General features: G+C 44.6%; 14 protein-coding genes and 1 riboswitch. Of the genes, 10 read left to right on the top strand and 4 right to left on the bottom strand.

What is annotated here, in order from left to right:
- Positions 1-154: 154 nt before the first annotated feature.
- A complete protein-coding gene (locus tag RF007C_RS07260; RefSeq protein ID WP_037298722.1) occupies positions 155-979 on the bottom strand; it encodes an Mrp/NBP35 family ATP-binding protein in 825 nt (274 codons plus the stop codon).
- Positions 980-1,254: 275 nt separating this feature from the next.
- Positions 1,255-1,369: riboswitch (FMN riboswitch) on the top strand.
- Between the two features lie 74 nt (positions 1,370-1,443).
- On the opposite strand from RF007C_RS07260, the gene RF007C_RS07255 reads away from it, so the two are divergent.
- Genes RF007C_RS07255 through RF007C_RS07215 form a run of 9 tightly spaced genes read left to right on the top strand, consistent with a single transcriptional unit; the run spans position 1,444 to position 7,915 of the window.
- Entirely contained in the window at positions 1,444-1,827 is a 384-nt protein-coding gene (locus RF007C_RS07255) for a DUF3021 family protein (protein WP_019678433.1), read from the top strand.
- Positions 1,828-1,882: 55 nt separating this feature from the next.
- Positions 1,883-3,004: a bifunctional diaminohydroxyphosphoribosylaminopyrimidine deaminase/5-amino-6-(5-phosphoribosylamino)uracil reductase RibD gene (gene ribD / locus RF007C_RS07250; protein WP_037298720.1), complete on the top strand. Its 1,122-nt coding sequence runs from the start codon at positions 1,883-1,885 to the stop codon at positions 3,002-3,004.
- On the top strand, positions 3,004-3,651 hold the full coding sequence (locus tag RF007C_RS07245) for a riboflavin synthase (RefSeq protein WP_037298718.1): 648 nt from the start codon (positions 3,004-3,006) through the stop codon (positions 3,649-3,651). The genes ribD and RF007C_RS07245 overlap by 1 nt, the downstream gene beginning before the upstream one ends.
- Before the next feature lie 13 nt (positions 3,652-3,664).
- Complete coding sequence (locus RF007C_RS07240) at positions 3,665-4,522, top strand: hypothetical protein (protein ID WP_037298715.1); 858 nt, start codon at positions 3,665-3,667, stop codon at positions 4,520-4,522.
- Positions 4,522-5,721 carry a bifunctional 3,4-dihydroxy-2-butanone-4-phosphate synthase/GTP cyclohydrolase II gene (locus RF007C_RS07235; RefSeq protein WP_037298713.1) on the top strand — a complete coding sequence of 400 codons (1,200 nt, stop codon included), beginning with the start codon at positions 4,522-4,524 and terminating at the stop codon, positions 5,719-5,721. Before RF007C_RS07240 ends, RF007C_RS07235 begins: the two co-directional genes overlap by 1 nt.
- 11 nt (positions 5,722-5,732) lie before the next feature.
- Entirely contained in the window at positions 5,733-6,221 is a 489-nt protein-coding gene (locus RF007C_RS07230) for a hypothetical protein (RefSeq protein WP_019678428.1), read from the top strand.
- A 12-nt stretch (positions 6,222-6,233) separates the two neighbouring features.
- The gene (locus RF007C_RS07225) at positions 6,234-6,758 is read left to right on the top strand and encodes a hypothetical protein (protein WP_037298709.1); all 525 of its coding nucleotides are present in this window, start codon (positions 6,234-6,236) and stop codon (positions 6,756-6,758) included.
- Positions 6,759-6,779: 21 nt separating this feature from the next.
- Positions 6,780-7,247, top strand: coding sequence for a 6,7-dimethyl-8-ribityllumazine synthase (gene ribH, locus RF007C_RS07220; protein ID WP_019678426.1), 468 nt, complete (start codon positions 6,780-6,782; stop codon positions 7,245-7,247).
- Positions 7,247-7,915, top strand: coding sequence for an HAD family hydrolase (locus RF007C_RS07215; RefSeq protein WP_037298703.1), 669 nt, complete (start codon positions 7,247-7,249; stop codon positions 7,913-7,915). The genes ribH and RF007C_RS07215 overlap by 1 nt, the downstream gene beginning before the upstream one ends.
- 47 nt (positions 7,916-7,962) lie before the next feature.
- Here RF007C_RS07215 and RF007C_RS07210 read toward each other — a convergent pair whose 3' ends face one another.
- The 3 genes from RF007C_RS07210 to RF007C_RS07200 all read right to left on the bottom strand — a co-directional run bounded on the left by RF007C_RS07210 (position 7,963) and on the right by RF007C_RS07200 (position 12,899).
- Positions 7,963-10,974 carry an ABC transporter ATP-binding protein/permease gene (locus RF007C_RS07210; RefSeq protein WP_037298698.1) on the bottom strand — a complete coding sequence of 1,004 codons (3,012 nt, stop codon included), beginning with the start codon at positions 10,972-10,974 and terminating at the stop codon, positions 7,963-7,965.
- Between the two features lie 176 nt (positions 10,975-11,150).
- Entirely contained in the window at positions 11,151-12,296 is a 1,146-nt protein-coding gene (locus tag RF007C_RS07205) for a ribose-phosphate pyrophosphokinase (protein WP_019678422.1), read from the bottom strand.
- 72 nt (positions 12,297-12,368) lie between these two features.
- Positions 12,369-12,899: an inorganic diphosphatase gene (locus RF007C_RS07200; RefSeq protein ID WP_037298697.1), complete on the bottom strand. Its 531-nt coding sequence runs from the start codon at positions 12,897-12,899 to the stop codon at positions 12,369-12,371.
- A gap of 373 nt (positions 12,900-13,272) precedes the next feature.
- Here RF007C_RS07200 and RF007C_RS07195 point away from each other — a divergent pair, with 373 nt between their 5' ends.
- On the top strand, positions 13,273-15,228 hold the full coding sequence (locus RF007C_RS07195) for a substrate-binding and GGDEF domain-containing protein (protein ID WP_082316724.1): 1,956 nt from the start codon (positions 13,273-13,275) through the stop codon (positions 15,226-15,228).
- Positions 15,229-15,268: the final 40 nt, after the last annotated feature.

Below are 15,268 nucleotides of genomic sequence, written 5' to 3'. Positions count from 1 at the left end.
ATAATGTCAGTTTTTCCATTATATTATAACATATCACACCGAAAAAATCAATACGAACACGGCTGTATACGCATTTTCGTTTTCGATAATACGACGACAGAATGCTCTCATATTATCAAAAAAGGACTGCCTTGGCAGTCCTTTCCGTATCTTATTATAATGAAGCGACCTTCTCGGCAGCCTCTGTGAGCCATTCTCCCTCAAAAAGCTCTATTGTTCCCTGATCACAGAGCTTTGCAAGCTGAGGATCAATAGGAAGCTTTGCAAGTACGGGAATGTCATACTGTGCAGCGATCTCCTCGATATGGCTCTCGCCGTATATACTGTGACGCTTGCCGCAGTCAGGACATTCAAAGTAACTCATATTCTCAATGATACCGAGAATGGGAATATTCATGAGCTTAGCCATTTTTACAGCCTTCTCAACTATCATGGAAACCAGCTCCTGAGGCGAGGTCACGATAACTATACCGTCAACAGGCAGAGACTGGAAAACTGTCAGCGGAACATCTCCTGTTCCAGGAGGCATATCAACTACGAGACAGTCAATATCCTTCCATATAACATCGGTCCAGAACTGCTTTACAACTCCTGCTATAACAGGACCTCTCCATACTACAGGATCAGACTCGTTCTCAAGAAGAAGATTGATCGACATGATATCAAGTCCCATTTTTGTTCTGGCAGGGATTATACCGAACTCACAAGCATCAGCCTTCTGATGGATACCAAATGCCTTCGGGATAGAAGGACCTGTAATATCAGCATCCATGATACCGACTTTTTTTCCGAGACGCTGCATGGAAACTGCAAGCATTGAAGATACAAGAGTCTTACCAACACCGCCCTTACCGCTGACAACGCCTATGACCTTGCCGATACTGCTCATGGCATTGGGCTTCTCCAACAGGCTCTGCGGCTCTGTTCTGCTGCCGCAATCGCTTCCGCAGCTTGAGCAATCGTGTGTACATTCGCTCATTAAAAACACTCCTTAAAGATATAATACATATATTATACCCTTTTTTTCAGTTTTAGTCAATAGGATATTGACAAATGTATAACACAGTGATATAATATCAGTTGAGAGTTAATGTGTCTGCTTTACAGGCAATTTTAATAATATCGCCGTAAGGCGATGCAAAAACTTTCAATTCTCAACTTTAAATGTCTTCGGGGCAGGGTGTGATTCCATACCGACAGGCGGAGTGCCTCCGCTTACATCATACGCTCCCGAAGAATAACTGAATATCCACATTATATCTTCGGGGTTAGGTGAAAGTCCTGACCGGCAGTAGAGCCTGCGAGCCTTTTGGGTTGATTCGGTGAGATTCCGAAGCCGACGGTAAAGTCCGGATGAAAGAAGATAAGCCGCACAAAGTGCAGTATATGACTTTACGCCCCATTTCAGGGGCTTTTTCTATTTGTATACATATGGAGGGGACTATGAAAAATACTTTCCGGAATATCTTTCTGTCTGTCGGACTCGGTGCGCTGATATTCACACCTATGCTCATTATCGACAACGGCTTCAACGAGACCATGAAGTCTGTAGTTATCTGGCTGACGGCCTCAATACTTTACGGACTTTCATTTGCAATACTCAATTGGAAAAGTATCCTGCGGATACCGCTCCATTTTCTGACCTGCTTTGCAATAACGCTTTTTATAAGATGCGGTTATTCGTATTTTATCAGCGGTGAGATACACTTCAAAAAGCTGTTGGCTGTTACTGTGCCGGTATTTATTGCCGTATATGCTTTATTGTTCCTTTATATCAGATACTTCGGCAATATACCGCAAAGAGAGAAAAACGAAACCAAAGACTAAGCAGCATAGCAGCGATTCTCATTGACATTTACTTCAAACTATTACAGGAGATACTATGACTAACGAAGATTTTATGCGGGAGGCTATCGAACTCGCAAAAAAGGGTATGGGCTTCACCTCCCCTAATCCCATGGTGGGAGCTGTTATCGTCAGAAACGGCGAGATAATAGGCAGAGGCTATCACAGGAAATACGGCGACCTCCACGCAGAACGCTCTGCCTTTGCATACTGCGACGAAAATGGCATAGACTGCAAGGGAGCGGATATGTACGTAACTCTTGAGCCCTGCTGTCATCACGGAAAGCAGCCGCCCTGCACCGATGCTGTTATCGAACACGGCATAAAGCGTGTATTCATTGGCTCTGCCGATCCCAATTACGTCGTGAACGGCAAGGGCGTGAAGATACTCCGCGAACACGGCATAGAGGTCATCGAGGGTATTCTCAAAGATGAATGTGACGCCCTGAACGAGGTATTCTTCCACTATATCACCAAAGGCTGGCCTTTCGTTACGGTTAAATACGCAATGACACTGGACGGCAAGATTGCTACCCGCACAGGCGAGTCCAAATGGATAACAGGAGAAGAAGCACGGCTTGACGTACAGCGTGAAAGGCTGAGGCACTCAGCCATAATGGTGGGTATAGGCACTGTACTTGCAGACGATCCCTTGCTCACCTGCCGACTTGAAAACGTCAGGGATCCAATAAGGATAATATGCGACTCAAATCTCAGGATCCCCCTTGAAAGCAAGATAGTACAGACGGCAAAAGAGGTTCCGACTATTATAGCCATGACCAACTACAACAAAGGATATAACGACGAAAAACGTAAAAAACGTCATATCCTCGAAGAAATGGGCTGTACGGTAATATCCACCAAGCCAAACCCGAACAGCGTTGACGTCTATACTTTAATGCTGAGGCTCAGGGACATGGATATAGACAGCATTCTTGTTGAAGGGGGCGGCGAGCTCATCGAGGATATGTTCCGCCGTAAGCTGGTCAACAAGGTAAAAGCCTACATAGCCCCGAAAATATTCGGCGGAAGAGATGCAAAATCACCTGTCGAGGGTACGGGAGTAAAATCCCCCGACAATGCCTACATGATAGAGAATACGAAAATACAGCGTATAGGCGAAGATATCCTCATTGAAGGAAAGGTGGTCTATAAATAATGTTCACTGGAATAATCGAAGAAGTGGGCACGGTGAGCCGCGTTCAGCGGTCGGGAAGCTCATCCTTCATAGAGATACAGGCAAAAAAGGTACTGGTGGACGTTCATATCGGCGACAGTATTGCCGTAAACGGAGTATGCCTTACCGTTACTGATTTTGACGGCGGCACATTCCGTGCAGACGTTATGAATGAAACTCTCAGCCGTTCATCGCTTGGCAGCCTGACAACGGGAAGTCCCGTAAATCTTGAAAGGGCTATGTCTGCAAACGGCAGGTTCGGCGGTCACATTGTCTCGGGACATATCGACGGCACAGGCTGCATCACAGACATCAGAAACGATGGTATAGCTGTGTGGTACACTGTCAGCGCCGCTCCTGAGCTGCTGAGATATATCGTGGAAAAGGGTTCTGTGGCCATTGACGGTATAAGTCTTACCGTAGCAAAGGTCACCGATACCTCATTCAGCGTTTCTATCATTCCCCATACCGCTTCGCAGACCATTCTCGGCACAAAAAAAGCGGGAGATACAGTAAATATTGAAAACGACATAATCGGCAAGTATGTTGAAAAGCTTATGAAACCTGCTGATACGGGGAATAAAAAAAGCGGCATTACAATGGAATTTTTAATCAAAAACGGATTTTAACAGAGGTTATGCAATGAAAAAAACATATATCAGGCTCACATCTGCACTTATGGCTGCAGCTCTGCTCACAGGTTGCAGCAATGAAAATTCAGTCATACAGTTCGATGACATCGAATACAAGGAGCAGATGGGAGGCACAAGAACAGTTGAGCTGGGAGAGATCAAGGATCTCTCTGCTATGCATATAGCCATCAATTCAGGCAGTATAAAAATAGTCCCATCGGACGATGACAATGTGACAGTTGCGATAGACTATCAAATATATGCAAACGATCACGACCTATGTCAGGAGTTCTCAGATCGCATTTCATCTGTGGGCGAAGATAAGGACGGAGTATACGATATAAAACTTGCAGATAAAGACAGCGGCAAGGATATAGAAAGATGGATCTGTGAGAAAGGGCAGAGGTGCCGTATCGAATTAAGTGCGGATGTAAGCGTTCCCACATACTTCAATAATTTCAGCGTTGATGTAAAAACAGGCAATATCACCTTTAAGGATCTGAGCGGAAGCTTCATAGCCAACGCCGAAACGGGAAATATTACCTGCACCGGAAGTAATATGAAAAAAAGCTCGGATCTGTACTGCGAGATCGGAAATATAACCATTACAAGCTGCACATTCAGATCAGATGCGGAGATCAAAGTCAAGACAGGAAATGTCTCATTCGGACTGCCGAAAGATAATTCCGAGGGCGGCAAAGTAGATGTGTCAGTTGACACCGGCTCTGTAAGCTTTAAGGGCGACACGGAGTATTCCATGGAGAAAGGCTCTCCCGAATCCGGCAGCATGAGCCTCAGTGCCATGGGCTGCGAGATATCCGCCTCTGTAAATTCAGGCAAACTCAAAATAGATAAGGAGAATAATTGATGTTCCAGTACAACACAGTAGAGGAAGCCGCAGAGGCTCTCCGAAATGGCGAGATAATCCTCGTCACCGATGATGAAGACCGTGAAAATGAAGGCGATATGATCTGCGCGGCTCAGTTTGCTACCACGGAAAATGTCAACTTCATGGCGGCTCACGCAAAGGGACTCATATGTATGCCTATGAGTGCAGAGCTTTGCGACAGACTGCATCTTCATCAGATGGTTGACTACAACACGGATAACCATTGTACGGCATTCACCGTATCCATAGACCATGTAGACACCACAACGGGAATATCCGCCGCAGAACGCGGCTATACCGCACGTATGGCAGTTTCTCCCGAAGCAAGACCAGATGACTTCCGCAAGCCGGGGCATATGTTCCCTCTTATGGCTAAGAAAAACGGAGTTCTTGAACGCGAGGGACATACCGAAGCTACCGTAGACCTTATGCGCATAGCCGGTCTTGAGGAATGCGGTCTCTGCTGCGAGATAATGCGCGACGACGGCACTATGATGAGAGCCGCGGAATTGCAGGAAAAAGCCGCTGAATGGGGCATGAAGTTCATAACAATTCAGGCTCTGAAGGAGTACAGGAAGGTACACGACAAGCTTGTGGAATGTGTGGCGAATACAAAGCTTCCCACAAAATATGGCGAATTCCGTGCACTGGGTTATGTAAACAAGCTTAACGGCGAACATCATGTTGCTCTGGTCAAGGGCGACATAGGCAACGGACAGGATATTCTCTGCCGCGTACATTCCGAGTGCCTTACAGGCGATGCCTTCGGCTCACTGAAATGCGACTGCGGACAGCAGTTCGCCGCAGCTATGGCACAGATCGAAAAGGAGGGCCGCGGAATACTCCTTTATATGCGTCAGGAAGGCAGAGGCATCGGTCTTATAAATAAGCTCCGCGCCTACGAATTGCAGGACAAAGGCATGGATACCCTTGAAGCCAACCTTGCCCTCGGTTTCCCCGGAGATATGCGCGAATACTATATCGGAGCACAGATACTCCGCGACCTGGGCTGCAAAACTCTGCGCCTGCTTACCAATAACCCCGACAAGGTCTACGGACTCAGCGGATTCGGACTCGAAATTAAGGAGCGTGTACCGATACAGGTGGACGCTACCGCCTATGACCTGTTCTATCTTAAAACAAAACGCGACAAGATGGGACATATTCTTGATTATTGAGGTGAAAAATTATGAGTATCTGGTGGTATATTGCAACCATTGCTATTTCAGCAGGACTTTTATTCACAATCCTTTGCTGTATCAATCTCCTTCGCGGTATTTTCAAATTCAAGGACAAGGCTATCGTGCTCAATCTTCCCGTACTACTGCTTTACACTATCGCCATTATCGGAGGCATCTTTCTCATCATATTCAATAAGAGCTTCAGAGTACCGTGGATACTTCTTGAAGTAATGCTGCTTCTCTCGGTATTCACCGCTCTGGTACCAATAACATCACAGGGTATAGTCAGCGCAGGCCCTCTCGGCTGCAAGCTCCTTCCCCGTGAGGAATACAGCTACGAATTCGGAAAGGACAAAATGGGCGAATGTCTGAAGCTCTACCGTCAGGGCACAGATAAGCCCGCCACATTCCATCTCGGCATAAAGAATATGAAAACCGTCAAGCTCCTCGCTGACTGGTACGGCAAACATAACTATGAAAATCCCCTGACCAGATAAGGAGTACTTTTTATGCCAAAACTTAAAGTAATATCAATTTGCATACTCTGCATAGTCTCACTCATGTTCATAGCGGGAATCACAGGCTATTTCGTCTTTAAAAAAAGAGTATCAACTAAAAAAACGGCAATTAAGCTGAAAAGGCAGCGCAAAAAGGACGCACTCTGGTGGTCCTGCATCTGGACTGTATGGCTGGTCGTCGGCTTTCTCGAATGGAACGGTGCAAGAGCCATGAAGGACACATACCATATGAACTGCTACGGTATGCTCTTCATTGCAGGACTCATACTCACAGCTATGCTGCTCCTTGATCTGTTTTTCGGGAAATACGCTTATATAACCTCTCAGAGGGTATACTTTCCCGACAACTTCGGTCTTGCAAGACAGAAGAAAAAGATAATGTACAAGGTCTCGGGAGATACTCTGAAACTCTGGTTCAACAATGGCATAATGCCGAAGCAGTTCACTATAATTGAAAAGAATGATGAGCTCATAAAGCTTCTCAAGGACAATTACAAGCTCAATAAATCAATATAAAACCTGAAAGGAAGAATAATAATGAAAACTTATGAAGGAAAACTCGTATCCAAAGACATAAGAGTAGGTATAGTTGTAGCTCGTTTCAACGAGTTCATTACCTCAAAGTTGCTGGGAGGAGCTATCGACACACTAAAACGCCATGACGTGAGCGACGGCGCTATTGATATCGCATGGGTACCCGGTGCATTCGAGATCCCACTCATAGCTTCCAAAATGGCTAAATCAGGCAAATATGACGCTGTTATCTGCCTCGGTGCTATAATCAGAGGCAGCACCTCTCATTACGATCTTGTATGCAACGAGGCTGCAAAGGGCATCGCGCAGGTTTCTCTCCAGAGTGACATCCCCGTAATGTTCGGCGTTATTACCACAGAGAATATCGAGCAGGCCATAGAGCGTGCAGGTTCCAAAGCCGGCAACAAGGGCAGCGAATGTGCTGAGGGAGCTATCGAGATGATTAACCTCATCAGAGAGATAGAGGCATAATGACCAATCTTATATTCGATTACGACGGCACTATCCATAATTCAATCCTCACCTATGCTCCTGCTTTCCGAAGTACCATGAAATGGCTTTCTGATAACGGATATATCGCTGACCGCAAGTATACCGACAAGGAGATAAGCTACTGGCTTGGCTTCAATTCCACTGATATGTGGGGGCAGTTCCATCCCGAGCTTGATCCTTTGATACGTGAAAAAGCCCGCGTTATGCTTGGTCAGGATATGGCAAGGAGAATCGACAACGGCGAAGGTGCCCTTTATGACGGTGCCGAGAAAATGCTCATGGAGCTTAAAAGTATAGGATACACTCTCATATTCCTCAGCAACTGCCGTTTTCATTACCTTGAAAGGCATAAAAAAGTTTTCGGACTCGACCGTTTCTTTGACTTTTTCTACTGCTGTGAGGCATATGATTTCATACCGAAATATGAGATCTTCCGCAAAATAGCTCCACAACACGATGGCAATTACATAGTTATCGGAGACCGCTTCCACGACATTGAAACAGCCGCACAGAACGGACTTCCCTCAATAGGCTGCGGATACGGCTTCGGAACGGAAGAGGAGCTTTCAAAGGCTGACATTATTGTCCACAGCATAAGTGAGATACCGGAAGCCGTGCAGAAGCTCTGCACAAACAAAAAGCAATAAACATAAGCAAAGCCCGTGAGTTGACTCACGGGCTTTTTATGCGTAAGTTATTCTGTTCTGAGTGCTTCCACAGGATCCTTCCTTGCAGCTACGCCCGAAGGAATAAGTCCTGCTATAAGGGTAAGTACCATGCTTATGATTATGAGAACGATCGCTCCCGTAACAGGTACATGAGCGCGAAGTGTATCAAGACTTGTAAGGCTGTGTATTATCGCATTTATCGGTATCGTCAGAAGCACTGATACTCCAATACCGATAAGGCCTGCCGCCAGTCCCACAAGAAGGGTTTCCGCATTGAATACTGTACGGACATTGTGCTTTGATGCACCTATGGCTCTAAGTATACCGATCTCTCGTGTACGCTCGAGGACCGATATATATGTGATAATTCCGATCATAATAGATGATACTACCAGTGAAATACCTACAAATGCAATAAGGAGATATGAAATACCGCTTATTATGCCTGTTATCGACGACATAAGAAGTGCGACGATATCAGTATAATGGATAACATCTGCCTCATCAACACCATTATTGTAGCGTGTGATCGCGTCTGCGATCTCATCCTTGTCCTCAAAGCTCTTTGCGAAGATACGGATAATTGAAGGATTGCTTTCATCTGCAACTCCGAGAAGCTTCAGATTATCATCATAGGTCGACTGAGAGATCTCCTCAGGTGTATACTTATCAAAAATCACTCCGTAGTTTTCACTGCTTATCTCCGCTGAATCAAGTAATTTTGCAAGCTCCGCATCGGGAAGGCTTCCCAGCTGCTCCTGAGCCATCTGAGCGTACTGCTGAGCTATCTGTTCACGGATAGCCTGCTCTGCGTACTGCTTTATATCGTCATCACTCATCTGAGATACAAATGCAGTGATCTGCGAAGCGTCAACTCCCAGCTCAGAGGAATACATCTGTGTGATCTGTTCTATAAACTGCTTGCGGTCAAAATCCTTCATAGCAGCTGCCACCTGGGCATCAGCCTGTGCGGGATCGGGCTGTGAAGCCACAAGACGATAAATATCAGCCTTTGTTGCAATATCCGAGTTCTTTATGAACTCCTTTACTGTGGCTGCCTTTTTCTCGGGAGTGGGTTCAACGTAATCATCTGTCATAAACTTTGTGCCTGTGATCACATCGTTTTCCTTATCATCAAGCTGAGACTTTACAATGTCGCTGTTGTTGGTCTTATCTATAACATACTGTGTAAGCTGGCTTGTATATCCGATATAGCCCTTGAGCATAGGAGCCTTTACGTCCTCTGTGGGACGGATAAAGCCAACTATCTTTATATCGGTACCGATATCATCTGAGTCAAAGAGATAATCAAGACCTGTTTCAGTAGCAGATATATCGTTGAAGCCCTTTCCTGTGAGATTCTTCTGATAATACTCGCATGGGAGTATCATCTTGAACTTCTTCTCTGTTATCTCATCAAGACTCCATTCGGTCTTGCCGTAGTCATTGATCTCCTGATTGCTCATAACAGCCTTCAGCTTTTCGTTGAAGCCTTCCTTATCCTTCAAGCCCATAGGATAGACCATGATATCGGGGAGCTCGTTGTTTCTTGTAAGAACTACCACGACCTCATCGTAATTCTCGGGCCATCTTCCGTTTACGACCTCGTATTGTTCCTTGACGATGTCGCTTACAGGCTCGCCGTTCTCACCAGCCAGCATTTCCTCCATGATATTGAGACCGAAAGCCTGCATTTCCATATCGGCCATAGGGTTATTCATTGAAGCAGCCATCATATCGGAATCGCTCATTCCCATTGCCTTGCTGTACATATCCATGAAGTCTACCTTGATTATCTCGCCTGAGGGAGCCTCGGTGAATACGGGCATCTTAACATCATATCTGTAACCAACAGCACTTGCCTTTTCCTTTATAACGCTGTCACTGTCAACAAATGTCTTGAAGTCCTTCATATTGTTTATCTGCTTTGCAGAAGCATTGAAGGAGTTGAACATATCGTATACCTGAGTGTTTGCGTAAACCGTATCGTCTTTGAATACGCGTTTATCATACTCCTGCTTATTATTCATAAGAGCATTGAGCATACCTGTAGTATCGGTATTCTCACGCATGATCTCAAGAGGATAGGATGAAAGCGTCTCCTCCTGGATATCGTCGATATATTCGTTTATACCCGTTGCAAGAGAAAGAATGAGCGCAATGCCTATGATACCGATAGATCCTGCAAAAGCAGTAAGTATCGTTCTTCCCTTCTTTGTCAGCAGGTTGTTGAGTGAAAGTGAAACTGCTGTTCCGAAGGACATTGAGACCTTCTTTTTCTTCTTGGAGCCGTCCTTCTTTGCTTTTGAAGCCTTTTCAGACTTAGCCGTTTTTGTTTTTTTCTTCTTTTCCTTTTCCCCGTTATATGGATTGCTGTCGTCAGTAAGCTTTCCGTCCTTTATCCTTACTATGCGTGTGGCATACTGCTCTGCAAGCTCGGGATTATGAGTTACCATGATAACGAGTTTATCCTTTGCTATCTCCTTGAGCAGCTCCATTACCTGTATGGATGTCTCCGAATCAAGAGCACCTGTGGGCTCGTCAGCAAGGAGTATATCGGGATCATTGATGAGAGCACGCGCGATGGCAACACGCTGCATCTGACCGCCCGACATCTGATTGGGCTTCTTATGGAGCTGATCTCCCAGACCAACCTTTTCAAGAGCTTCCTTTGCACGCTTGCGGCGTTCGGACTTGGATACACCCGAGATAGTCAGCGCAAGCTCAACGTTTGAAAGCACAGTCTGGTGCGGTATAAGGTTATAGCTCTGGAAAATAAAGCCTATGGAATGATTCCTGTAAGCGTCCCAGTCCCTGTCCTTATACTCCTTTGTAGAAGTACCGTTGATAACAAGATCACCCGACGTATAGTGGTCAAGACCTCCGATGATATTTAGCAGTGTAGTCTTTCCGCAGCCGGAATGCCCGAGCACAGCCACAAATTCGCTTTCTCTGAAAGTAATGCTTACCCCACCAAGTGCAGTTACAACGTTATCCCCAACGCCGTACTTCTTGACAATGTCTTTTAACTGTAGCATTAAAATCCCCCTTTAAATCTTTTAACAACCAATAGCTGCTGTAAATTAAAATTTACACTATTGATTATAGCACATTGACGAATAATTGTCAATCAAACTGTATGACCTTAACAAAGGTTTCATCTGTTTTTCACATAATAAAAAGGCACTGCTTGTAAACAGTGCCTTAATGTAAATCATTTCATTCCATACTTTTTAAGAAGAGTCTCGATCTTTGTATGGGGATCGATGATCTTGCTGATAGATACGTCGTGATTGATAGCTTCTATAAAATATGCGATATACTTTGATACATCTACCTCGTGGAACCAAGGTCTGCTGAGAAGTTCGGGAGTTCTGTAAGTAAGATTTGTGCCGAACACACCGTCTATAACGCCCTCTGAATAAGCCTTGTCGAACTTATCGAGACCGTTGGTAAATATAGTATATGTAGCATATGCAAAGATCCTGCCTGCCTTTTTCTCCTTCAGAGCATACGCAAGATCAAGCATAGATTCACCTGATGAGATAATATCATCGGAAACGAATATATCCTTGCCCTCAACGGGATTGCCGAGATATTCATGAGCAACGATAGGATTGCGGCCGTTGACTATTGTAGAGTAATCTCTTCTCTTATAGAACATACCCATCTCAACGCCGAGAACAGAAGCATAGTACATATTTCTGTTGAGAGCGCCTTCGTCAGGACTTACCACCATGAACTTGTCCTTATTGAAGTCGAGATCCTTTATATCCTTGAGCATAGCCTTGAGGACCTGATATGTAGGCATAACGTTATCAAAACCCATAAGCGGTATAGCGTTCTGCACTCTGGGATCATGAGCATCAAATGTAACGATATTTGATACACCCATAGCCTCCAGTTCCTGAAGAGCACAGGCACAGTCAAGTGACTCGCGATAGCTTCTTCTGTGCTGACGTCCGCCGTAAAGAGTAGGCATAATGACAGTAATACGGTGGGCTTTTCCACTTGCAGCCTGGATTATTCTCTTGAGATCCTGGAAATGATCGTCTGGAGACATAGCGTTCTGCATTCCGAAATAGTCATATTTTATGCTGTAATTACCGACATCAATGATAATGAAAAGATCCTTGCCGCGAATAGTTGACTTGATAAGTCCCTTGCCGTCGCCTGATGAGAAACGCGGGCATTCGCTCTCAACGAGAAAAGAATCAACGTTGATACCGCCCTTGCCTGCCCAGTCAACGAGATAATCGTCGATTTTCTTTCCCAGCTCGGTAACGCTGTTCATAGCGATAATGCCGATAGGGGCAACATTTGAATCACTGCCGAATAGAATTTCACTTGAAGCTGTCATAATACCTGTTTTCGTACGTGTTTACGCACGATACTCCTTTCGCTTTTTAGTCATGTTCGGTGCGAGCAATGCTCACTTGCAGAAGTTCTCAATATAGCGTTCAATATCCCCGCTTATGATCTCTTTTGCAACGTCTGCATGATCGACCTCGTTAACGGCTGTTGTTTTGTTTTCAAGTTCCTTGTAGACTGTGAAGAAATGTGTCATCTCATCGAAAATGTGCTTCGGAAGCTCCTCGATATCCTTGTACATATTGTAATTAGGATCGTCGAACGGTATAGCAATAATCTTGTCATCGCGGTGACCGTTATCAAGCATTCTGATAACTCCGATAGGATAGCATCTTACCAGCGTGAGCGGCATGAGCTGTTCCGAACAGAGGACCAGAACATCGAGGGGGTCGTTGTCGTCTGAATAAGTCCTTGGGATAAATCCGTAGTTTGCGGGATAATGAGTGGAAGTATAAAGGATACGATCCATTCTGATAAGGCCTGTTTCCTTGTCAAGCTCGTACTTGATCTTGCTTCCCTTACCTATCTCTATCACCGCGATGAAATCTTCGGGATTTATTCTTTTGGGACTGATCTTATGCCAGATATTCATAAATTCCCTCCGCAGCATATCCGTCTGTACACAAGTACACGAACAGAATTATTTGATAAGCCATTAAGTTATGACGTTATCCCCTACAAATTAGTATACCATTTTTTTGAGATTTGTCAATATACCGCATCATTTTCGGCATTTATTATAAATTCTCCCAAAATCGTCGGCTTTTTTCGTCTTTTCGACTTTATCCCGTTTTATTATAAAGCCGATCTGATAATACTCGGAGGAATGAATATATTAACAAAGAATTAATATTGCTAATGAATATTATATTGAAAATCTATTGATTTCTTTCGAAAAATATTGTAAAATATATATAAGGTTTTGTGCTTTTTTATGTAATTATGAGGAACAGGAGGGATGCAGTATGGAAATGAAAAAAATCGCAGTTATTGTCGAAGAGATCGGCCAGAACTATCAGAGCGCTATACTCAACGGAATATCCGACGGAGCTGCCGAATTTAATTTCAATATCGCCGCATTCTCCTCTCTCAGCGGAAACATAAAGAATCCCAGACATGAGCTGGGCGAACTCAATATATTCGATCTGCCGGATTTCAGCCGCTTTGACGGCGCTATCCTTCTCACAAACACTCTATCGTCAAAACATATGGCAGCAGAGCTTGTGGAAAGGATAAATAAAGCAGGTATCCCCGCTGTAAGCATAGACAAAGACCTTCCTTCATTCTACCATATCGGTATCGACAACAAGACCGCAATGCGCTGTATGACAGAGCATATGATAAATACGCACGGCTACAGGAATTTCGCTTATATCTCAGGTCCTGCATATAATTCCGAAAGCTCCGACAGACTGGCAGCTTTCTGTACTGTTTTGCAGGAGCATGGTCTTAATCTTGCAGCGGATGCCGTATACTACGGAGACTTCCGTTCTCCGTCGGGAAAGGACGCAATTGAGCATTTCAAGGAATACCTTGACGAAATGCCTCAGGCTATAATATGTGCAAACGACGTAATGGCTGCATCGGCTATTACATCACTTACGGGTATGGGATACATGGTACCCGACGATATTGCCGTTACAGGCTTTGACAACACCTATAACAGACATAATTTCCAGGTGGAGCTCACATCTGTGGAGCGTCCCCTCGGTCTTTCGGGCAGACTTGCCTGCAAAATGCTGCACAACCATTTTTGTGGTTATCCTCAGGAAAGGAATATCAAGCTGAATATGTCCGTACATTTCACGGAGAGCTGCGGCTGCCGGCACAATGCCCTTTCGGATATCAGGGAATTAAAGGAGATAAATTGCAGGAACTATGCCAATTTTGAAAATCTCCAGAACTATATGACACTGCTCAACAGAATGTCCACTCAGCTGGAAGCCTGCAACAGCTTCGATGACTACATCTCAACAATGAAAAAAACCGCTGTCGAGATACATCCCGAGGAGTTCTATTTCTGCCTTTGCGACAACTGGGATTCGGAATCTCCCGTATATAATCCGTCAGCTTCAAATAACACTGAAGTAACCGTTCCGTCAACATACACAGAGAATGTGTATGTGCCGATAGCATATGTCAACGGTGAGTTCGCAGAATGCAGCAAGATCAGATCAAGGGACATTCTGCCTGAAGCTGCTTTCTCGGGAACAAAGGGCAGACTTTATTATGTAACTCCACTGCATTTTGGTGAACGCTGTTTCGGATATATGGCTGTAAGGAGCTCAAAAATAAAATTCCAGAACATCATGTTTGAAACTCTCTGCATAAACATCTGCAATTCCCTTGAAAACCTCCGCAAGCTGATGTGTCTTGAATATGCACTGAAAAAAATGGGAGATTTCTACGCAAGAGACACTTTTTCGGGTATATATAACCGCAATGGCTTTGTTCAGGCAACAGAGGAATTATACAAGAACTGCCTTGAAGAAAAGCGTAATATAATGGTGATGTTCATTGATCTGGACGGACTCAAGCAGATAAACGACACCTTCGGACACGCCACCGGCGATCATGCCATATGTGAAATAGCCGATGTACTAAGAAACACCTGCAACAGAAATGAGATATACTGCCGTTTCGGCGGAGATGAATTCATAGTTTTCGGAGCGGATTACAGCGAAAGCGAAGCCGAACTGCTCACTAAGCGTATAAACGAAAACATAAAAAAGGTAAATAACAGTAAGAAGAACCCCTTTGAACTCAGCGCCAGCACTGGTTATTTCATTGATATACCTAAACAGGGAGAGGATATCTTCTACTTTGTTACGGAAGCCGATAAGAAAATGTACAATGAAAAACGCCAGAAAAAGCTTTCCCGCCGTCTGAGACTCAGCGGCCAGGATATTCCCAAAGCCTAAAAACAGCTGCATACGCAGCATATAAATATTAATAATATAA

Source organism: Ruminococcus flavefaciens 007c, assembly GCF_000571935.1.
GTDB classification, from domain to species: domain Bacteria; phylum Bacillota; class Clostridia; order Oscillospirales; family Ruminococcaceae; genus Ruminococcus; species Ruminococcus flavefaciens_F.
The sequence above is the reverse complement of the archived record's forward strand: the minus strand, read 5'-3'. Positions and strand labels throughout refer to the sequence as shown.